Source organism: Bradyrhizobium glycinis (assembly GCF_016031655.1).
Taxonomy (GTDB): domain Bacteria; phylum Pseudomonadota; class Alphaproteobacteria; order Rhizobiales; family Xanthobacteraceae; genus Bradyrhizobium; species Bradyrhizobium glycinis.
Window position 1 is genome coordinate 90,065 of the sequence record NZ_JACCHQ010000016.1, and the last position, 20,479, is coordinate 110,543.

Here is a 20,479-nt window from a genome sequence, read left to right on the forward strand (position 1 = left end):
GTCAGTCCAATCAAATCCGGCGCTAGACTCGATCCAAGCAAAAGCGGTCTGCGCACCTCGCCCGCTGTTTTACTGAGCGCGTTGACGCTCCGTTAATGACGATCGCCAGCACGCGTCGGATCGTCGCAAGTTTTCTCCAAAACACCCCCGTATTTCTCCCGACCCCTTAACCAAACTTAAGAGGGAACCACGGAAGATCGCGCCCATTGCAAAGGCGCGCTGAAACAACAAGATTCATGGCTTCTATGAACGACAATCAATATTCCGGCGCGACTGAAGCCGAGCTCGGTTTTCTCAAGGAAATCGTTAGAATGCTGCCGGCCGGCCTCACCGTGCAGGACGCGCATGGCGAGCTGCTGCTGGTCAACGATGCCGCCGCCGCGCAGCTCGGCCTGGATGGCAGCCGTCCTTCACCCGATCTGACGCCACGGCGCGAAGCCTGCCGCCAGGCCTTGAGCGACGGGCAGCCGGTCGTGACCGAGGAAGCGCTTCACGTCGGCGCTGCGCGAAAGGTGCTGCTCACGACCCACCGCCCCGTTCGTCTCGACGGACGCGAGCTCCTGATCTCGGCATCCTCCGACATCACCGAGCAGAAGAATTTCGAGGACCAGCTGTTCCGCTCGGCCTATTTCGACGAGCTGACCGGGCTGCCCTCGCGTCGCGTGATCGAGCATCGCGCCAATGCCCTGCTCGCGCGCGACCGCGGCGGCGAACGCTTTGCGCTGGCCTTTCTCGACGTCGACAATTTCAAGCACATCAACGATTATTACGGCCACGCCGTGGGCGACGCGCTGCTGGTCGAGCTATCGAAGCGGCTCGGGCGCGACTTGCGCGATTCCGACATGCTCTCGCGCATCTCGGGCGACGAATTCCTGCTGCTGCTGTCACCGATCCAGAGCCAGGAGGAAGTTGCCGAATTCATGCAATCGACGCTGGAGCGGCTGACCGCGCCGTTCTTCATCGACCATTCGGAAGTGTTCGCCTCGACCTCGGTCGGCATCAGCCTCTATCCCGACCACGGACGCAGCTTCGAGACGCTGCGGCAGAACGCGGACATCGCCATGTACCGCATCAAGAACAACGGCAAGGGACTTGCTGCCTTCTTCGATGCCAGCATGGAACGCGAGGCACAGGCGCGGATGAAAGTCGAGCAGTCGTTGCGGCTCGCGATCCTGGAAAAGCGCTTCTGCTGCGCCTTCCAGTCTAAGGTCGACATCCGCACCCAGGCCGTGAAGGGCATCGAGGCCTTGGTGCGCCTGCGCGACGACGAAGGCGTGATCCAGGCGCCCGGCTCGTTCATCAATCTTGCCGGCGAGCTCGGCCTGATCGACGAGCTGACTCATCTCGTGCTCGCCGAGATCGTCAAGTCGATCGACTTGATCAACGACACGTTCGGCCCGGAAGCGACCATCAGCATCAACGTCGCCGCCAAGCAGGCCGGCAATCCCGAATTCATGCGCAGCTTTGCGCAGGCGCTGGAGGAGACCGGCTTTCCGCAGCGGTTCATGCTCGAGGTGACGGAAGATGCTTTTGTCGCAAAGAATCATTTTCAGGCCGAAATCCTGCCCATGTTCCGCAAGCTCGGCGTCGGCATCTCCATCGACGATTTCGGCACCGGCTATTCCTCGCTCTCGGCGCTGGCCGACATCACCGCCGACGAGATCAAGATCGACCGCTCCTTCATCACCGACATCCATAAGCGCCCGCGCAGCCAGGGCATCCTGCGCGCGATCGAATCCTTAAGCGAAGCGCTCGGCATGACGGTGATCGCCGAAGGCCTCGAATCCTACGAGGAGCTGGCCTATCTGCAGGCCGCCACAAAGATCCGCTACGCCCAGGGCTATTATTTCTCCCGGCCGATCTTCCTGGAGGAGCTGAAGCTCGCAACGCCCGCCTCGAGCGAGGCTCGGGTCAGCGTGGCAACCCGCCCGGCGCAACAGAACCGCCAGGGCTATTCGCGGGCGAGCGGGTACCGGCGATAGGGGCGGCGCGACACATACCGCTGTCGTCCCGGGGCGCGAAGCGAACCCGGGACCCATACCCAAAGGGAGCAATTTAGCGAAGACTCGGAGTGGGAGCGTCGCGCAGCAACTGCGCCCTGTGGTTATGGGTCCCGGGCTCGCGCTTTGCGCGCCCCGGGACGACAGCGATTGCTGAGCTGGGTTCAGCGCCCATTCCTCCTTTGGCCCCATTTCCCCCTTTGAAATCGCTGCACTTTTGCTAATACACAGGGAGACCTCCCCGAGGTATCTCATGCTTGGCGCCGCCTCCTCAATCAGCGATCCCGCCTATCTCCGTGCGCGCGCGATGGAGACGCTGTTCGAGCGGCTGGAGAAGCTCTGCGAGGGCGCGATTGCGATCGATCGCGGCGGGCGCGTCGTCTACGTCAACGAGAAATATCTTGCCGCGCTCGGTCTCGACCATGCCAGCGAGGCGATCGGTCGGTCGATCGAGGAGGTCATCCCGAACAGCCTGATGCGGAAGGTGGCTGAAACAGGCGAGCCGATCCTGCTCGACATCATGGAGCTCGGCGGCGAGCAGCTCGTCGTCACCCGCATGCCGATCGAGGACGAGAACGGGGCGGTGATCGGCGCGATCGGCTTCGTGCTCTATGATCATCTCGAAAGCCTGAAGCCCCTGCTCGCCCGCGTCGCCCAGCTCGAGAGCGATCTGCGGCTGGCGCGGCGGCAGTTGTCCAACGCCCGCGCGGCGCGCTTCACCTTCGCCGATTTCGTCGGCACGACGCCTGCCATCGCGCGCGCCAAGGAGCTCGCAAGCCGCGCCGCGCGCCAGAGCGTCACGGTGCTGCTCACCGGCGAGACCGGGACGGGAAAGGAGATGCTGGCGCAGGCGATCCACAACGCCTCCTCGCGCGCCGAGAAGCCGTTCGTCAGCGTCAATGTCGCCGCCATCCCCGAGACGCTGATCGAGTCGGAGTTCTTCGGCACCGCGCCGGGCGCCTATACCGGCGCCGACCGACGAGGACGCGAGGGCAAGTTCCGCATTGCCGACGGCGGCACGCTGTTCCTCGACGAGATCGGCGAGATGCCGCTGCAATTGCAGGCCAAGCTGCTGCGCGTGCTGCAGGAGCGCGAGATCGAGCCGCTCGGCTCGGACAAGATCACCAGGGTCGACGTCCGCGTCATCGCGGCGACCAATGTGGATCTGCGCAAGCGCGTCAGCGACGGCGCATTTCGCGCCGATCTCTACTACCGTCTCAACGTACTCTCGGTCGACCTGCCGCCGCTGCGTCACTGCCTCGACGATCTCCCCGACATCTGCGCCCGGCTGCTCGACGACATCAGCGCATCGGGCGATTACGTCAAGGCGAAGATCACGCCGAGCGCGCTCGCCGCGCTCGCCCGTTACGATTGGCCGGGCAATGTCCGCGAGCTCCGCAACATCCTCGAGCGCGCGCTGATCCTCAGCGATTCCGGGCGGCTTACGGCTGAGGATGTCGCCCGCATCCTCCCTGTCGGCACCGAGGTCAGGCTCGCACCGGCCGAGCGCCCGGCCGGATTGGTGGTCCCCTATGCCGAAGCCGAGGCCGAGTTCGAGAAGCAGACGCTCGAACAGGCGCTCGCCGCCAGCAACGGCCAGATCACCGAGGCGGCCAGAATGCTGCGGATCTCGCGCGCGACCTTCTACAAGAAGCTCGCCAAGTTCGGCCTCGCCTCGGGATCGGCACCCGTCTGAGTTTCGAGACACCGGACTGTCCGGAGTCTCGGATTCCGGACACCGCACCCGGCTGCTCTCCCGGGGTGAATTGCAGGCAATTGCCGCAGATTTCAGCGGTTTTGCGCGAAGCTGCGGGATCTGGCGCGGACCTTGCTATCCGCTTTGCCGTCTTTCATTCGCGAGGAGCAGCCTGTTCCGGGGCAGCGCTTCGCGATAAGATCAAGCACAACAAGGCCTACGGTCCAGGGAGCGGGAGGAACGCCGTGAGCCATCACCCAGCTCTGCCTTACTTGCGCAACTCCGAGAAGGGCAAGGTCGTCTCGGCGAATGAAGCCGTCATGCTGATCCGCGACGGCGACACGGTGGCAACCGGCGGCTTCGTCGGCATCGGCTTTGCCGAGGAGATCGCGATCGCACTGGAGGAGCTGTATCTCTCTCACGAGGGCGATGCGCCCTATACGCAGGGCAAGCCGCGCAATCTGACGCTGGTCTATGCGGCCGGGCAGGGCGACGGCAAGCAGCGCGGCCTCAATCATTTCGGACATGAAGGCCTGGTGCGGCGCGTGATCGGCGGGCATTGGGGTCTTGCGCCGAAACTGCAGCAGCTCGCGATCGCGAACCAGATCGAGGCCTATAACCTGCCGCAGGGCGTCATCACGCACCTGTTCCGCGACATCGCGGCGCACCGGCCCGGCCACATCACCCGCGTCGGCATGGGCACCTTCGTCGATCCCCGGCACGGCGGCGGCAAGCTGAACGCACGCACCACCGAGGATATGGTGGAGCTGATCACGCTGCGCGGCGAGGAGTGCCTGCTTTACAAGACCTTCCCGATTCAAGTCGGGATCATCCGCGCCACCACCGGCGATCCCGACGGCAATCTCACCATGGAGAAGGAGGCCCTGACGCTGGAGGCGCTCGCCATCGCCATGGCGGCGCATAATTCCGGCGGCATCGTCATCGCCCAGGTCGAGCGCGTCGCCGAGGCCGGCAGCCTCAATCCGCGCCAGGTGAAGATTCCCGGCATCCTCGTCGACTGCGTCGTGGTGTCGAGGCCCGAGAACCACTGGCAGACTTTCGGCACGCAATACAATCCGGCGTTCTCGAGCGAGATCCGCGTCCGCGCCGCCTCGCTGCCGGTGATGCCGATCAGCGAACGCAAGATCATCGCCCGGCGTGCCGCGCTGGAACTGAAGGCCAACAGCGTCGTCAATCTCGGCATCGGCATGCCGGAGGGCATCGCCTCGGTCGCCAACGAAGAACGTATCATCGACCTCATCACGCTGACGGCGGAGCCCGGCGTGATCGGCGGCATCCCCGCGAGCGGCATCGATTTCGGGGCGGCGATCAACACGCAGGCGGTGATCGACCAGCCCTATCAGTTCGACTTCTACGACGGCGGCGGCTTGGACGCCGCCTTCCTCGGACTTGCCCAGGTCGACCGCGCCGGCAACCTCAATGTCAGCAAGTTCGGGCCGAAGCTCGCCGGGGCCGGCGGCTTCATCAACATCAGCCAGAACGCCAAGGAAGTCGTCTTCGTCGGCACGTTCGGCGCCGGCAAGCAGCGCATTGCGGTGAAGGACGGCAAACTCGTGATTCTCGACGAGGCCAAATCGCGCAAGTTCGTAGATCACGTCGAGCACGTCACCTTCAGCGGCCCGTTCGCCGCCGCGCGCAAGCAGCGCACCCTTTACGTCACCGAGCGCTGCGTGTTCGAGCTCCGCCCGGGCGGGCTCGAGCTCATCGAGGTCGCGCCCGGCATCGACATCGAACGCGACATCCTGCGCCTGATGGACTTCAAGCCGCTGATCCCGCGCGATCCGCCGCTGATGGATGCGCGCATCTTCGGCGACGGGCTCATGGAGCTGCGCGAGCGCCTGCTCACCATTCCTCTCGACCAGCGCTTCACGCTGGACGAGCAGCAGAACCTGTTCTTCGTCAATCTCGAGCGCTATCCGCTGCGCAGCAAAGCGGAGATCGACACCATCGCTGCCATCGTCGAGGCCCGCCTGGCGCCGCTCGGACGCCGGGTCTACGCCATCGTCAATTATGACAATTTTTCCATCCTGCCGGAGCTGATGGACGATTATTCGGCCATGGTGCGCAGCCTCGTCGACCGCTTCTATTCCGGCGTGTCGCGCTACACCACGTCGGGCTTCCTGCGCATCAAGCTCGGCGAAGCCCTCGAGAAGCGCGGCGTCGCGCCGCACATCTTCGAAAGCGCGGAGGAGGCACAGTCGGACTGGCGCCAGGTCGAGTCCGGCGCGGCGGGCACAGCGAGCCAGGCTCAAAAATGATGCATGCTCACGCGCAAGCGCACTCCGCCGGAAGGTTTAATTGCAATGTTCGTAACGTTGTGCAAATCGCTGTTGGCAGAAACTTTAGATCAGGAGGGACCATCGTGCGTCGATCACTCATCATAACAACAACCATCCTCGCGCTCGCCGCGGGCACCTCCGCGCTCGCCGACGATCTCAAGATCGCGCTGATCCACGGCAAGACCGGTCCGCTCGAAGCCTACGCCAAGCAGACCGAGACCGGCCTGAAGATGGGATTCGAGTACGCCACCAAGGGCAGCATGACGCTCGACGGCCGCAAGATCGTCATCATCACCAAGGACGACCAGGGCAAGCCGGACCTGGCCAAGGCCGCGCTTTCGGAGGCCTATCAGGACGACAAGGCCGACATCGCGATCGGCACGACCTCCTCGGCCGCGGCGCTCGCCATTCTTCCGGTCGCCGAGGAGAACAAGAAGATCCTGATCGTCGAGCCCGCGGTCGCGGACCAGATTACCGGCGAGAAATGGAATCGCTACATCTTCCGCACCGCGCGCAACTCCTCGCAGGATGCGATCTCGAACGCGGTGGCGATCGGCAAGCAGGGCGTCACCGTGGCGACGCTGGCGCAGGACTACGCCTTCGGCCGCGACGGCGTCGCCGCCTTCAAGGAGGCGCTGACCAAGACCGGCGCGACGCTCGCGGCGGAAGAATATGCCCCGACCTCGACCACCGACTTCACCGCGGTCGGCCAGCGCCTGTTCGATGCGCTGAAGGACAAGCCCGGCCGCAAGGTGATCTGGGTGATCTGGGCCGGCGCGGGCAATCCGCTGGCTAAGCTCCAGGACATGGACCCGAAGCGCTACGGCATCGAGCTGTCGACCGGCGGCAACATCCTGCCGGCGCTCGCCGCCTATAAGGGCCTGCCCGGCATGGAAGGCGCGACCTATTACTTCTACGAGATCCCGAAGAACCCGGTGAACGACTGGCTGGTTGCCGAGCACCAGAAGCGCTTCAACGCGCCGCCGGACTTCTTCACCGCGGGCGGTTTTGCCGCCGCGATGTCCGTCGTCGCCGCCGTCACCAAGGCGAAGTCGACCGACACCGAGAAGCTGATCACGGCGATGGAGGGCCTGGAGTTCGATACGCCGAAGGGCAAGATGGTGTTCCGCAAGGAGGACCATCAGGCGCTGCAGAGCATGTATCACTTCAAGGTCAAGGTCGATCCGAACGTCGCCTGGGCCGTGCTCGAGCCGGTGCGCGAGCTGAAGATCGAGGACATGGACGTTCCGATCAAGAACAAGCGGTGAGTCTTGCCTCACCTCTCCCGCTTGCGGGAGAGGTCGGCGCGAAGCGCCGGGTGAGGGCTTTCTCCTCTTGGGGGCTCTCGCCAGCGGAGACAGCCCTCTCCCCGACCCTCCCCCGCAAGCGGGGGAGGGAGCCTACCGCGATCGCGGAAACATCTTCATTTTGTCACTTGCCAGACTTCCATGCCGCTCACCCTCGAAACCCGCGACCTCACCATTCGCTTCGGCGGCCATGTCGCGGTCAATAATGTCTCCTGTACGTTTCGCCCGGGCGAGCTCACCGCCATCGTCGGGCCGAACGGCGCCGGCAAGACCACCTATTTCAACCTGATCTCGGGCCAGCTCCGGGCATCTGGCGGCAGCATCCTGTTCGACGGCGCCGACATCACCGAGCATTCCGCACCGATGCGGACCCGCGCGGGTCTCGGACGCGCGTTCCAGCTCACCAATCTGTTTCCGAATCTCACCGTGGAAGAGAATGTCCGCCTGGCGGTGCAGGCGGCGAACGGCACGCATTACGACATGCTGCGGCCCTGGATGGTGCGCCGCGACCTGATCGCGCGCGCCGACGCCATTCTCGACCAGGTCGCGCTCGGCAATCGCCGCGGCGTCGCTGCGACCGCGCTGTCGCATGGCGACCAGCGCAAGCTCGAGGTCGCGCTGATGATCGCGCTGGAGCCGAAACTTTTCATGTTCGACGAGCCGACCGCCGGCATGAGCATCGACGAGGTGCCGATCGTCCTGAACCTGATCGCGCAGCTGAAACAGGACAGGAGCAAGATCATCCTCTTGGTCGAGCACAAGATGGACGTGGTGCGCTCGCTCGCCGACCGCATCATCGTGCTGCATAACGGGCAGCTGGTCGCGGACGGCGCACCTGCCGAGGTGATCGCCTCGCCGATCGTGCAGGAAGCCTATCTCGGCGTCGCGCCCAAAAACGCTGCAGGGAGCGCAGCATGAGCGATCTGCTCAAGCTCTCCGGCGTGCACACCCATATCGGGCGCTATCACATCCTCCAGGGCATCGATCTCGCCGTTCCGGAAGGACAAGTCACGATGCTGCTCGGCCGCAACGGCGCCGGCAAGACCACGACGCTGCGCACCATCATGGGGCTGTGGCAGGCCTCGAAAGGCGAGATCACCCTGGCAGGTCAGCGCATCGAGGGCCTTGCGACGCCCGACATCGCAAGGCGCGGCGTCGGCTACGTGCCGGAGAGCATGGCGGTGTTCTCCGATCTCACGGTGAAGGAGAACCTGGTGCTGGCGGCGCGCGACGCGCCGCTCGACGACAAGCAGTTGGACTGGATCTTCGGTTTCTTCCCGGCGCTGCGCCGCTTCTGGCTGTCGCGCGCCGGGAGCCTCTCGGGCGGGCAGAAGCAGATGTTGTCGATCGCCCGCGCCATCGTCGAGCCGCGCAAGCTGCTCCTGATCGACGAGCCGACCAAGGGCCTCGCGCCCGCCATCGTGATGGCGCTGATCGAGTGCCTGAAGGAGATCAAGCGCAAGGGCGCTACGATCCTCCTGGTCGAACAGAATTTCTTTGCCGCCCGCGAGCTCGGCGACAACGTGCTGGTGATGGACAACGGCACCATCGTCCATCGCGGCGAGATGGCGGCGCTCGCCGCCGACGTGCCGCTGCAGGAGCGGCTGCTCGGCCTGAGCCTGGAGGCGCATCAGTGACAGACCTTGCTGCAACCGATCCGCTGCCGAAGCCGAAGCGCGATCTCGCGCCGATCCTGCTGCCGCTCGCGCTCGCGCTGCTGATGATCCCGCTGATCGGATCGACCTCGTCCTGGCTGACCCTGACCGTCGCGAGCCTCGCCATGGGCATGATGATCTTCATCATGGCCTCAGGCCTAACGCTGGTGTTCGGTCTGATGGACGTGCTCAATTTCGGCCACGGCGCCTTCATCGCGGTCGGTGCCTATGTCGCGACCCTGGTGCTGGCGCCGTTCGCGGCGTCCATCCAGGTCGACTCGCTTCTAACGAACCTCGCCGTGCTGGCCCCGGCCGCGCTGCTCTCGATGGCGGTGTCCGGCGCGCTCGGCCTCGTCGTCGAGCGCGTGCTGATCCTCCCCGTCTACGGCCAGCACCTGAAGCAGATCCTGATGACGACCGGCGGCCTGATCGTCGCCGAGCAGACGCTCTATGCGCTGTGGGGACCGCAGATCATCCCGATGCCGCTGCCGGCCTCGCTGCGCGGCTCCTTCATCATCGGCGACGTCGCGATCGCCAAGTACCGCGTGCTGGCGATGCTGATCGGGCTTTCTGTCTTCATCGCGATCCAGCTCGTGCTCAACCGCACCAAGCTCGGCCTCCTGATCCGCGCCGGCGTCGAGAACCGCGAGATGGTGGAGGCGCTCGGCTATCGCATCCGCCGTCTGTTCCTCGGCGTGTTCATGACGGGATCGGCGCTGGCCGGCCTCGGCGGCGTGATGTGGGCGCTCTATCGCGAGCAGGTGCACGCCTCCATGAGCGACGACCTCACCGTGCTGATCTTCATCGTCGTCATCATCGGCGGGCTCGGGTCGATCGGCGGCTGCTTCATCGGCGCGATCCTGGTGGCGATGGTGGCCAATTACGGCGGCTTCCTGGTGCCGAAGCTCGCCCTCGTCTCCAACATCCTGCTGATGGTCGCCATTCTGATGTGGCGGCCGCGCGGCCTCTATGCGGTGACCAGCCGATGATGATCCTCTCAGGCGACCCGCCACGCAGCCGCGTCCTCACGCTCCTTCTCGTCGTCATCATCCTAGCGCTGGCAGCGACGCCGTTCCTGTTTCCGGGCGCCAAGGCGCTGAATGTCGCGGCCAAGATCTGCGTGTTCGCCGCGCTGGTCGCCTCTTACGATCTCCTGCTCGGCTATACCGGCTCGGTGTCGTTCGCCCACACCATGTTCTACGGCATCGGCAGCTACGCGATCGCGATCGCGCTGTACGGCATGGGTCCGAACTGGGCCGCGGTCGCCACCGGCATCGTCGCTGGCCTGCCGCTCGCGGCGCTGCTCGCGCTGGCCATCGGGCTGTTCTCGCTGCGCGTCGCCGCGATCTTCTTCGCCATGATCACGCTCGCGGTCGCCTCGGCCTTCCAGGTGCTGGCCTCGCAGCTGTCCTGGCTCACCGGCGGCGAGGACGGGCGCAGCTTCCAACTGCCCGAGCTGCTGCGCCCCGGCACGGTGCTGATCTCCAAGAACCTGTTCGGCTTCGAGATCAACGGCCGCATCCTGACTTTCTACCTGGTGTTCGCGATCTCGGGCCTGATGATCCTGGCTCTGCTCCGCGTGGTGAACTCGCCGTTCGGGCGCGTGCTGCAGGCGATTCGCGAGAACCGCTTTCGCGCCGAGGCGCTCGGCTTCCGCACCGTGTTCCACCTGACCTACGCCAACTGCCTCGCCGCCCTCGTCGCGGCCAGCGCCGGCATCCTGAATGCGCTGTGGCTGCGCTATGCAGGTCCCGACACATCGCTAAGTTTCTCCATCATGCTGGACATCCTGCTGATGGTGGTGATCGGCGGCATGGGCACGATCTACGGCGCGATCATCGGCGCCACCATCTTCATCCTCGCCCAGAACTATCTGCAGTCGCTGATGGGCGTCGCCTCCAAGGCGGCGGACGAAGCCGGGCTGCCGCTGCTGCCGGGGCTGTTGCATCCCGACCGCTGGCTGCTGTGGCTCGGGCTGCTGTTCATCGCCAGCGTCTATTTCTTCCCGACCGGCGTGGTCGGGCGGCTGCGCCATGGCGGCGGCAAGAAGTCCGCAAGCGCTTCGCATTAACCGATGATTCACGATGCGGCGCCGCGATTGCAGCGCGCGACACAACCAGCGCGTGCGATGCGCGCGGCGCAACCGATGGATGCGATCACACGCGCCGGATTAATGCTCAGGTAACTGGTTTTCCTAAGGTTTGCGCCATTTGTGCGGTGTATTCCTGTTCTTCCAGGGAGGGGGAATGCGCCAGGTCTTTGCCAGGGTAGCAGCCGGAATGTCTCAAGCCGCCAGAAACGGCTGGGAGGCCTTGGCGCGCCGTGGTCCCGTCCTGTGGCTGACGTTGTGCGGCGTGTTTCTGGTCGCGGGCATCTTCATCGCCACGGCCATCGCCATCGGCGAGTTTCGCGAGCGGACCCTCGCCAACCGCGAACGCGAGCTTGAGAACACGGTGAAGCTGATCGCGCGGCATTTCGATCAGCAGTTCAAGGATTCCGACATCGTCGCCGCCGACCTGATCGGGCAGATGAACTTGCCGGAGATCACCTCGCCTGCGATGTTCCGCGAGCGCATGTCCGGGCCTGCGGCAAACCAGATGCTGCGCAGCAAGATCAGCTCCGTGTCGTATCTCGGCGACATCGCGATCTACGATGCCGAGGGCGATCTGATCAACTGGTCGCGAGCCCAGCCGCTGCCCAAGCTCAACATCTCCTCGCGCGCCTATTTCCAGTCGTTCAAATTCAACCCGGCGGCCGAGCCGGTCATACTGGAATCGGTCCGCAGCCTCATCATCGGCAAATGGACCACGGTCGTCGCACGCCGGCTGCGCGGGGCGGACGGCATATTCCTCGGCACCATGGTGCGGCGGATCGACCCGGACAGCTATCAGCAATATTTCGCATCGGTCGCGCTCGCCGACGGCTCGGCCATTTCGCTGCTCGATCGCGAGGGCAAGTTGCTGGCGCGCTATCCGCACGCCGAGGAGCTGATCGGGCGGAACTTCAAGGATGCGCCGCTGATGCAGAAAGCGCTGGCCGAAGGCGGTCAGCAGACGCTCCGCGGCAGGAGCCCCGTCACCGGAGAGGAGCGGCTCGGCTCGGCTGCGTCGCTGACGCATTTCCCGCTGGTCATCATCGCCACCAACACCACGGCAGCGGCACTTGCGGACTGGCGGCAGCAGACCGCATTCATGGTGATCACGGCGACGCTCTCGGCCGCAATCATCGCGGTGATCCTCTATCTGATCATTCGCCAGATCAACCAGCAGAACCGCGAGGCCCAGCAGCGGATCGAGGCGGAGCGGCTGCGGCTCGACACCGCGCTCAACAACATGTCGCAGGGACTGGTCCTGTACGACGCGGGCGGCACCATCGTCACCTGCAACCGCCGCTACGCCGACATGTTCGGCCTGTCGCACGACGTCATCAAGCCCGGCTGTCACATCCGTGAGGCCATGTATCATCGCAAGGAGCGCGGCGCGTTCGACGGCGACGTCGAGGCGTTTTGCGCCGAGGTCATGCGGGTCGCCGCCGAAGGCACGGTCTCGACGCTGACCCATCAACTGGCCAACGGCCGCGCTTTCCAGGTCATCAACACGCCGCTCGCACAGGGCGGATGGGTCGCCACCATCGAAGAGATCACCGAGCGCCGCAAGCTCGAACAGGAGCGCGACCGCAACTACACCTTCCTGAGCGAGATCATCGACCACATCCCCTCGCAGATCACCGTGAAGGACGCCCGGACGCGGCAATATCTCTTGCTCAACGTCGTCGCCGAACAGCTGTTCGGTCACTCCCGCCAGAACGTCGTCGGCAAGACCGCTTTCGACATCTTCCCCGAGGGGGCCGCTGCCCACATCACCGAGGACGACAGCAGGGCGCTGGCATCGGCCAAGGGATTGTTCAAGGACGAGCACTCCTGGCAGATGCCCGGCATGGGCCTGCGCTACATTACCTCGACCCGGATCGGCCTTCGCGATGAAGCCGGCGAGCCGCGCTACCTCATTCATGTCATCGACGACGTCACCGAGCGTCGGCGCGCCGACGAGAAGATCGCGCATATGGCGCATTACGATGCGCTGACCGACCTGCCGAACCGGACCTTGTTCTGCGAGCAGATCGAACGCGAGCTGGCGAAGGTCGCCGACGGCTGCCAATTCGCGCTGCTCTACATCGACGTCGACGAGTTCAAGGGCATCAACGATTCGCTCGGCCACCATGTCGGCGACGAGCTGTTGAAGGCGATCGCGGGCCGCCTCCGCGGCTGCCTCAAGCAGGGCGACCTGATCGCGCGGCTCGGCGGCGACGAGTTCGCGGTGATCCAGACCGGGATTCAGTCCCCCGCGGACGTGCTGTCCTTCGTGACGAGGATCTACCAGGCGATCCGTCAGCCCTATCATTGTCTCGGCCACCAGCTCTCGACCGATGCCAGCATCGGCATTGCGCTGGCGCCGCAGGACGGCGCCGATCTCGACCAGCTGATCAAGAACGCCGACCTCGCGATGTACGGCGCCAAGGCCGAGGGCCGCCGCACCCACCGTTTCTTCGAGCCGGCGATGGATGCCAGCGCCAAGGCGCGCCTCAGCATGGAGCAGGATTTGCGCCAGGCCCTGGTGAACGGCGGCTTCGAGATTCACTATCAGCCGCTGGTCGACCTGCGCACCAACGAAGTGTCCGGCTGCGAGGCGCTGCTGCGCTGGCGCCATCCCGAGCGCGGCATGGTGTCGCCGGCCGAGTTCATTCCGGTCGCCGAGGACACCGGCCTGATCAACGAGCTCGGCGACTGGGTGCTGCGCATGGCCTGCAACGAGGCCGCGACCTGGCCGGCGCATGTGCGCGTCGCCGTCAACGTCTCGCCCGTGCAGCTCAAATGCGACACGCTGGCACTGCGGATTGCGAGCGCGCTCGCCGCCTCCGGGCTGGACCCGCGCCGGCTCGAGCTCGAGATCACCGAGGCCGTGCTGATCCGCGACGACGAGGCGGCGCTCTCGATCCTGCACCAACTGCGCTCGATCGGCGTACGCATCGCGCTCGACGATTTCGGCACCGGCTATTCCTCGCTGAGCTACCTGAAGCGCTTCCCGTTCGACAAGATCAAGATCGACCGCTGTTTCGTCGTCGACATCGCCGAGGCGAGCGGCTCGCCCGTCATCGTGCAGGCGGTGGTCAACATCGCGGCCGCCAGCAGCATGACCACGGTCGCCGAGGGCGTCGAGACCGAGGCGCAGCGTGACATGCTGCGCGCGCTCGGCTGCACGCAGATGCAGGGCTATCTGTTCAGCGCGCCGAAGCCGGCCAGCGAGGTACGCAAGCTGTTCGGTGCCGGCGATGGCTTGCCCGTGGCTGCGGTGGCGTGATGACGAAATCGCGCAAGAGCGTCGATGTCGCCGATTCCTACGCGGTACGGCTGATGCAGCACCTCGTGGTGCCGACCTTCGTGATCGACCCGAAGCGCCGCGTCGTGATCTGGAACAGGGCCTGCGAGCGGCTGACCGGCGTCGCCGCCTCGGAGGTGATCGGCACCAGCAAGCACTGGCAGGCGTTCTACGAGACGAGGCGCCCTTGCCTTGCCGACCTCGTCGCCCTCGACCGGCCCGAGCAGCTGCCGGAGTACTATTCGGAATATGCCGCACGCGGCCACAACGGGCTCGGCTTCTCCGCGGAGAATTGGTGCGTGATGCCCAAGCTCGGCAGCCAGCTCTATCTCGCGATCGACGCCGGCCCGATCCACGACGAGGCCGGCAACCTGATCGCGGTGGTGGAGACGCTGCGCGACCTCACCGACCAGAAGCGCGCCGAGATGGCGCTGAAGGAGCTCGCCACCAAGGACGGGCTCACCGGCCTGTCGAACCGTCGCGCCTTCGACCAGATGCTGCTCGGCGAATGGGCTCGCGCCCAGCGCACGCAGAAGCCGCTGGCTCTGCTGTTCGTCGACGTCGACCATTTCAAGCTGTTCAACGACCAGCACGGCCACCAGAGCGGGGACGAGTGCCTGCGCGCGGTCGCGGCCGTCGTCAGCCGGCACGCGGTGCGCCCGCTCGACCTCGCCAGCCGCTATGGCGGCGAGGAGTTTGCGCTGATCCTGCCGGACATGGATTGCGACAGCGCCTGCATGGTGGCCGAGGAGATCCGCTGTGCCGTGATGGCCTTGGCGATCGCCCATGGCGCTGCAGGCGCCGGCGATCACGTCACCCTCAGCGTCGGCGTCGCCAGCCAAATTCCAGGTGGTGCCGATGGCGGTCCAGACCGGCTGCTCGGCGCGGCCGACGAGGCGCTCTATGTGGCCAAACGCCTCGGCCGCAACCGCGTCATCTGCGCCGAGCGGGTGCTTGCCGAACTCGCCGCCTGCGGCGGCAAGGCGGTTCCGGCCCGCAAATCGGCCTGAGCGCGCCCCGCCGAGAAGCGGTTGCCCGCCCCGCGCCAATCGGCTAATGAACGTTCCACTAGCACCCGTAGCTCAGCTGGATAGAGCGTTGCCCTCCGAAGGCAAAGGTCACACGTTCGAATCGTGTCGGGTGCGCCAATTGCCAGCCGTTTTCACGCCGGCACTCACGTCAGCATCGCGACAATCGCCTGGATCTGGTCGGACGCGGTCGTCACCAGTCCGTCATACGACGTCTGGCCGTGTGCGGCGGCCTTCAGGATGCATTCGGCGACGGCCGCTTTCAGCCCGAACACGGACTGATCCGCCGGCACGCTCGCCATCACGGTCTCAAGGGCCTGACGCATCGTGCGGATGAGCTCGGAGCTGTATTGCATGTGGCCTGTCCTCCGCAGGCTCATATGGAAGCGCATGATCCGGCTTGCCACTCACAAGCGCGAGATTGATCTTTGAACCCGTCGAGGCTGATCGCCTCGATTCGACGCCGGATGGCCGCACTGAGCACGCCGGTAAAGGCGACTCAAGCCGCGCACAACGACTACTGACATCACCTCGCGCTTCTAGTCACCCGATTGTATCATCTTTCCATGAGCGAATCCGACCCGACGACCGGCGAGCCCTCGCCTGTCCGCAAGATCATCCACATCGACATGGATGCATTCTATGCGTCGGTGGAGCAGCGCGACAATCCGGAGCTGCGCGGCAAGCCGGTCGCGGTCGGCGGCTCCGCGGAACGCGGCGTCGTTGCGGCTGCGAGCTACGAGGCGCGCAGGTTCGGCGTTCGCTCGGCCATGCCGTCGGTGACGGCGAAGCGGCAATGTCCCGACCTGATCTTCGTCAGGCCGCGCTTCGAGGTCTACAAGGCGATCTCCAGGCAAATCCGCGACATCTTTGCCGAGCACACGCCCGTCATCGAGCCGCTGTCGCTGGACGAAGCCTATCTCGACGTCACGGAGAATCTGCAAGGTATCCCGCTGGCGCGGGACATCGCGCTGAACATCCGCGCGAAGATCAAGGCCGAGACCGGCCTCACCGCGTCGGCCGGCATCTCCTACAACAAGTTCCTGGCCAAGCTCGCGTCCGATCATCGCAAGCCCAACGGCCAATTCGTGATCTCGCCGGAGATGGGGCCGGCCTTCGTCGAGACGCTGCCGGTCGGCAAATTCCACGGCATCGGTCCGGCGACGGCGGCGAAGATGAACGCGCTCGGCCTGTTCACCGGCCGCGACATCCGCAACCAGTCGCTGGAGTTCATGAATGCGAATTTCGGCAAGTCGGGCGCGTATTATTACTGGATATCGCGCGGCGTCGACGAACGCCCCGTGCGCGCCAACCGGATCCGCAAATCCGTCGGCGCGGAGAACACGTTCTCGACCGACATCGACGCGTTCGACGCGCTTGCCGTCGAGCTCAGGCCGCTCGTCGACAAGGTCTGGCGGCATTGCGAGGCGACCGGCAATCGCGGCCGCACCGTCACCTTGAAGATCAAGTTTGCCGACTTCGAGATCATCACGCGCAGCAGATCCGTCGCGGCGGCCGTTGCCGGACGCGACGATCTGGAGCGGCTGGCCTGCGGCCTGCTCGAAGCCGAGATGCCGCTGCCCAAGCGCGTCAGGCTGCTGGGTGTCTCGCTGTCGTCGCTCCACGCCGCCGGCGAGTCGGAGCCGCAGCTGACGCTGGGCATCTGAACGCGGCTGGAGCCCCTTTAGAGATCGCAGCATCTTCATCCGCGACGCGGCGTGGAAACGCCGACCCTGGGGCTCAACATCGCGTTCAACTTGGTTGCCTCATCGCTCGACGGTCGCTTGCGACTTGAGCGCGAACCCGGTCCCGGAAACTCGATCGCCATCGAGTTTCCCACAGAATAGACATTGCTCTGCCGACCTTCGAGCCAGTGCCTGACGTGAGCCTGACAGAGCAGCCTCGATTGCGATTCGACGCACGGTCTCGAGCAAGATGTACTCATCGCTTTTCGTACGAGCGCGATCGACGCAAACTTTTTTTTGCGCATGCAGCCTGCTGGCGCCATTCAAATGACACGTACTGACGGATAGTCGTCGGCGTCTCGCGATGTTGCTCACGCGCAGCGCAGGAAATCGAAGAGATCAGTTGTGATTGGATTCATCGTCTCGCTTTCGAACTGCGCCTGAAGCTTTCGTTGTTCGCCGATCGAGGAGCTGATCGTTGACTCAACTCAACATGCGTTTGTCCGAGGACGAACAGTCCCGGAACGTACGAAACGGTGCGCTGGCTGCGATCGTCACTCAGGTCGTGCGTGTAGCGACACAGACCGGATCTGTCATCCTGCTCTCGCGCCTACTGACACCAGTCGATTTTGGTACCTATGCGATGGCTTCGCCGGTGCTCGCCTTTGCCGTGCTATTCCAGGATCTCGGTCTTGGACACGCGACCGTGCAAAAGGCCGAGTTGACGCACAACGAACTGAGTGCGCTGTTCTGGGTGAACCTGTCGGTCGGGGCGCTGCTCGCGGTCACCCAGGTTGCGCTATCGCCACTTGTCGCCCGGTTCTACAGCGTGCCGAATCTCGCCCCACTGACATCCGCCATGAGCGTCACGTTGCTGCTCAGCGGCGCCGACGTCCAGCATCTGTCGTTACTGACGCGCCAGATGAAATTCTGGACGCTGGCGAGTCTGGAATCCGCGGCCGCACTGACTGGATTATTGACCTCGGCCGTGGTCGCGTATGTCTATCACAGTTATTGGGCCATCCTCGCAGGTAGCTTGACATCAGGCCTGGTGCTTGCGGGCGGCGCGTGGCTGAGTTCGGGATGGTTGCCGTCGAGGCCCGGCTCGATCAGGGCTGCGCGCGACATGCTGAACTTCGGGCTCGGTGTGACTGGCTATAATCTTGCCGAATTCCTGTCCCGCAACACCGACGGGGTGCTGATCGGCAAGGTCTGGGGGGCTGCCGCGCTTGGCGCCTATAACCGCGCCTACCGGCTGCTGCTGTTTCCGCTTCAGCAAGTCAGCAATCCGATGGTGCGAATCATGCTGCCGACGCTGTCGGGCCTGCTGAAGGAGCCGGAGCGCTATCGGGCTTCGTTCCGGCGCGCGGTGCTGCCGGCGCTCCTCCTCGTGTTGCCCGGCGTCGCCTTCATGATCGCGTCCGCCGACACGCTCGTCGAAACTCTGCTCGGCGGCCAATGGAGCGAGGCCGCGCCGATCTTCGTCGCCCTCAGCATCGCCGCTCTGCTGCAGACCAGCAACAGCCCCGCCAACTGGCTTTTCCTGAGCCAGGGCCGCACCAACGAATACATGCGCTGGGGCCTTTTCAATGTCTCGACGTCGATTCTCGCCTTCATATGCGGGCTGCCGTTCGGACCAGTCGGCGTCGCCAGCGCATATTCAATCAGCGAGTGCGTGCGCACACCCATCCTGTGGTGGCTGATTGGGCGACGCGGCCCGGTGCGTCATCGAGATCTCATGGAAGCGGTCGGGCCTCATCTCGCCGGAGCACTCGCCTCCGTCGTGACGGTGTGTCTGCTACATCGCTGGCTGCTCGCGCGCTCGATCGGAGGGATCCCCGAATTGGCAGCCTGCCTCTGCCTTTCATATGCGGTCTCGCTCGTGATCGTCGCGCTGTTTCCGGCCTGCCGCAGAGAAATGTGGCGCTACGCACGCAGCAGTGGCGGATAGCACGACCGAAACGACGCTCGCTGGGAGACAATGGAGCGACCATATGCCAGAGCTGTGCGCCACGGGAGCGATCCGCGCTTCGCCGACCGTGGCGCACGTGTCTCGAACGTTCGGTCCGCGACCGCTCAATGCTTCATATGCTCGAACACCACGATCACGCCGGTCGGTTCGGGCTCATGCGCCATCAGGCGCGTCAGGTCGGAATCGCCCCAATCGGCGAGGCTGACGACCTCGCCGCTCTGACGGTCGCTGCCAAGCGATCCCGTGGGCTCGAGAACCTTGAGGCCCATCTCGTCCACGAAGAACGTGTGCTCGCCGAACATGCTGTTGAGCTGCGGCATCGCCGGATGTTCGTCGGGCAGCACCTGAGCGCCGAGCTGGTTGACGGTCTGCTTCACCTGTTCAGATGTGAGCTTCATTAGCTGCTCCGTTGTTGTATCCGGTTTCATCGAGCCAGGCGGGAGCGAGCATTCCCTGCGCCCTTGTGCGCCTGGCTCAGAGTCCCGAACAGGTGCTGCGGACAAATGTTCCTGCGAAATGCATTTCGTGATCGGAAGTTTCATCGGCCGCGTTCGCGGCACAAGATCGCCACAGGATGCACATGATCGGTCGATCGACGCGCTATTCGCTGCTGTTCTCGCCGACCGACAGCGCGCAGATGCGTGACAGATAGGTGTACGGCAAACCGGTCTCCTCGGCCCAGGCGTTGAACTGCGCCTGCACCTTGGCGAGATCGCCCTTCGACTTGACCTCCTCGGCGATATCGAGACCGGCAGCGCGCAGGCAGGCCACGACACCCTTCGACGTCACAAAGCCGTCCCAGCCGACGAAGCGGAGCAGCATCTGGCCGGTGTTGCCGCCCAGCCGGCTGCCGCGCTTGTTGAGGAGATCGAGCAGGCCAATCTCGTCAGAGGACGGCCACTTGGCCAGAAACTTGCCGAAGCTGCCGTGCTCCTTCGCGATCTCCTGGACAAACACGGCATTGTCGCGCACCGACATGATCTTGGCACCGTTGCGCACAATGCGCGCGTCGCGCAGCAGCCCCTCCCAATAGTCTTCGGGCTGGAAGGTGAGCTTGGCGGGCTGGAAATGCAGGAAGGCCTGTTCAAAGCCGTCCCATTTGGAATCGATCACGCTCCAGGCAAAGCCGGCGCAGAACACCCGCTTGGTCATTTCGGCGAGGATTCGGTCGTTGCCGAGCTTGGCCAGCCGCTTGAGGTCCGGCTTGGCCGGCATCAATTTGTCCAGCGCCTTGGGCCCGCCCTTGCGCTCCTCGGCGCGGGCGCGAATGGTCTTGAACGGGGTCATGTGAACACAGGTGTTGAGGGCAGGCTACGACACCAGAATTCGGCGATCCGGTCCAGCCCGCATTGCCGCCCCTTGCGCTCTACGACGGGGCGCAGCATGCTGTCGCTCATAGGATTGATGCAAAGGGGCGGCCGAGCTGGTCTGCTTCTTGCTTTATGACGTTTTTGGAATTCC

General features: G+C 64.7%; 15 protein-coding genes and 1 tRNA gene. 13 read left to right on the forward strand and 3 right to left on the reverse strand.

From position 1 onward, the window contains the following. Positions 1 to 245: 245 nt before the first annotated feature. The 11 genes from HZZ16_RS22475 (at position 246) to HZZ16_RS22525 (ending at position 15,481) form a co-directional block, all read left to right on the forward strand. A complete protein-coding gene (locus HZZ16_RS22475; protein ID WP_197951801.1) occupies positions 246 to 1,982 on the forward strand; it encodes a putative bifunctional diguanylate cyclase/phosphodiesterase in 1,737 nt (578 codons plus the stop codon). A 271-nt stretch (positions 1,983 to 2,253) separates the two neighbouring features. Further along, entirely contained in the window at positions 2,254 to 3,696 is a 1,443-nt protein-coding gene (locus tag HZZ16_RS22480; RefSeq protein WP_197951804.1) for a sigma-54 interaction domain-containing protein, read from the forward strand. A 245-nt stretch (positions 3,697 to 3,941) separates the two neighbouring features. Continuing rightward, positions 3,942 to 5,975 (forward strand): acyl CoA:acetate/3-ketoacid CoA transferase, encoded by a 2,034-nt coding sequence (locus tag HZZ16_RS22485; protein ID WP_197951806.1) that lies wholly within the window; start codon positions 3,942 to 3,944, stop codon positions 5,973 to 5,975. Between the two features lie 104 nt (positions 5,976 to 6,079). Further along, positions 6,080 to 7,264 (forward strand): substrate-binding domain-containing protein, encoded by a 1,185-nt coding sequence (locus tag HZZ16_RS22490; RefSeq protein WP_197951808.1) that lies wholly within the window; start codon positions 6,080 to 6,082, stop codon positions 7,262 to 7,264. Between the two features lie 180 nt (positions 7,265 to 7,444). Further along, entirely contained in the window at positions 7,445 to 8,221 is a 777-nt protein-coding gene (locus tag HZZ16_RS22495; RefSeq protein WP_197951810.1) for an ABC transporter ATP-binding protein, read from the forward strand. Next, positions 8,218 to 8,940, forward strand: coding sequence for an ABC transporter ATP-binding protein (locus HZZ16_RS22500; RefSeq protein ID WP_197951813.1), 723 nt, complete (start codon positions 8,218 to 8,220; stop codon positions 8,938 to 8,940). The genes HZZ16_RS22495 and HZZ16_RS22500 overlap by 4 nt, the downstream gene beginning before the upstream one ends. Beyond that, positions 8,937 to 9,947, forward strand: a complete 1,011-nt coding sequence (locus HZZ16_RS22505; RefSeq protein ID WP_197951815.1) for a branched-chain amino acid ABC transporter permease — start codon at positions 8,937 to 8,939, stop codon at positions 9,945 to 9,947. The genes HZZ16_RS22500 and HZZ16_RS22505 overlap by 4 nt, the downstream gene beginning before the upstream one ends. Continuing rightward, positions 9,944 to 11,029, forward strand: a complete 1,086-nt coding sequence (locus HZZ16_RS22510) for a branched-chain amino acid ABC transporter permease (RefSeq protein ID WP_197951818.1) — start codon at positions 9,944 to 9,946, stop codon at positions 11,027 to 11,029. The genes HZZ16_RS22505 and HZZ16_RS22510 overlap by 4 nt, the downstream gene beginning before the upstream one ends. Positions 11,030 to 11,204: 175 nt before the next feature. Further along, a complete protein-coding gene (locus tag HZZ16_RS22515; protein WP_197951820.1) occupies positions 11,205 to 14,315 on the forward strand; it encodes a bifunctional diguanylate cyclase/phosphodiesterase in 3,111 nt (1,036 codons plus the stop codon). Continuing rightward, positions 14,315 to 15,343, forward strand: a complete 1,029-nt coding sequence (locus HZZ16_RS22520; protein ID WP_197951822.1) for a sensor domain-containing diguanylate cyclase — start codon at positions 14,315 to 14,317, stop codon at positions 15,341 to 15,343. The genes HZZ16_RS22515 and HZZ16_RS22520 overlap by 1 nt, the downstream gene beginning before the upstream one ends. A gap of 61 nt (positions 15,344 to 15,404) precedes the next feature. Continuing rightward, a tRNA-Arg gene (locus HZZ16_RS22525) sits at positions 15,405 to 15,481 on the forward strand. Positions 15,482 to 15,507: 26 nt separating this feature from the next. Here the strand turns inward: HZZ16_RS22525 and HZZ16_RS22530 are convergent. Next, the gene (locus HZZ16_RS22530; RefSeq protein WP_197951824.1) at positions 15,508 to 15,717 is read right to left on the reverse strand and encodes a hypothetical protein; all 210 of its coding nucleotides are present in this window, start codon (positions 15,715 to 15,717) and stop codon (positions 15,508 to 15,510) included. 210 nt (positions 15,718 to 15,927) lie between these two features. Between HZZ16_RS22530 and dinB the strand changes: the two genes are divergently transcribed. Together dinB and HZZ16_RS22540 are read left to right on the forward strand one after the other, a co-directional pair. After that, positions 15,928 to 17,028 (forward strand): DNA polymerase IV, encoded by a 1,101-nt coding sequence (gene dinB, locus HZZ16_RS22535; RefSeq protein WP_197951826.1) that lies wholly within the window; start codon positions 15,928 to 15,930, stop codon positions 17,026 to 17,028. A 496-nt stretch (positions 17,029 to 17,524) separates the two neighbouring features. Further along, a complete protein-coding gene (locus tag HZZ16_RS22540) occupies positions 17,525 to 18,997 on the forward strand; it encodes a lipopolysaccharide biosynthesis protein (RefSeq protein ID WP_197951828.1) in 1,473 nt (490 codons plus the stop codon). Between the two features lie 125 nt (positions 18,998 to 19,122). Here HZZ16_RS22540 and HZZ16_RS22545 read toward each other — a convergent pair whose 3' ends face one another. Then, positions 19,123 to 19,416: a hypothetical protein gene (locus HZZ16_RS22545; protein ID WP_036038628.1), complete on the reverse strand. Its 294-nt coding sequence runs from the start codon at positions 19,414 to 19,416 to the stop codon at positions 19,123 to 19,125. Between the two features lie 202 nt (positions 19,417 to 19,618). After that, positions 19,619 to 20,305 (reverse strand): DNA-3-methyladenine glycosylase I, encoded by a 687-nt coding sequence (locus HZZ16_RS22550; protein ID WP_197951830.1) that lies wholly within the window; start codon positions 20,303 to 20,305, stop codon positions 19,619 to 19,621. Positions 20,306 to 20,479 lie beyond the last annotated feature (174 nt).

Coding starts and splice junctions, on each gene's coding strand:
- HZZ16_RS22475 (WP_197951801.1), top strand. CDS start 246: ATGAACGACAATCAATATTCCGGCGCGACTGAAGCCGAGCTCGGTTTT.
- HZZ16_RS22480 (WP_197951804.1), top strand. CDS start 2,254: ATGCTTGGCGCCGCCTCCTCAATCAGCGATCCCGCCTATCTCCGTGCG.
- HZZ16_RS22495 (WP_197951810.1), top strand. CDS start 7,445: ATGCCGCTCACCCTCGAAACCCGCGACCTCACCATTCGCTTCGGCGGC.
- HZZ16_RS22500 (WP_197951813.1), top strand. CDS start 8,218: ATGAGCGATCTGCTCAAGCTCTCCGGCGTGCACACCCATATCGGGCGC.
- HZZ16_RS22510 (WP_197951818.1), top strand. CDS start 9,944: ATGATGATCCTCTCAGGCGACCCGCCACGCAGCCGCGTCCTCACGCTC.
- HZZ16_RS22515 (WP_197951820.1), top strand. CDS start 11,205: ATGCGCCAGGTCTTTGCCAGGGTAGCAGCCGGAATGTCTCAAGCCGCC.
- HZZ16_RS22520 (WP_197951822.1), top strand. CDS start 14,315: ATGACGAAATCGCGCAAGAGCGTCGATGTCGCCGATTCCTACGCGGTA.
- HZZ16_RS22530 (WP_197951824.1), bottom strand. CDS start 15,717: ATGCAATACAGCTCCGAGCTCATCCGCACGATGCGTCAGGCCCTTGAG.
- dinB (WP_197951826.1), top strand. CDS start 15,928: ATGAGCGAATCCGACCCGACGACCGGCGAGCCCTCGCCTGTCCGCAAG.
- HZZ16_RS22545 (WP_036038628.1), bottom strand. CDS start 19,416: ATGAAGCTCACATCTGAACAGGTGAAGCAGACCGTCAACCAGCTCGGC.
- HZZ16_RS22550 (WP_197951830.1), bottom strand. CDS start 20,305: ATGACCCCGTTCAAGACCATTCGCGCCCGCGCCGAGGAGCGCAAGGGC.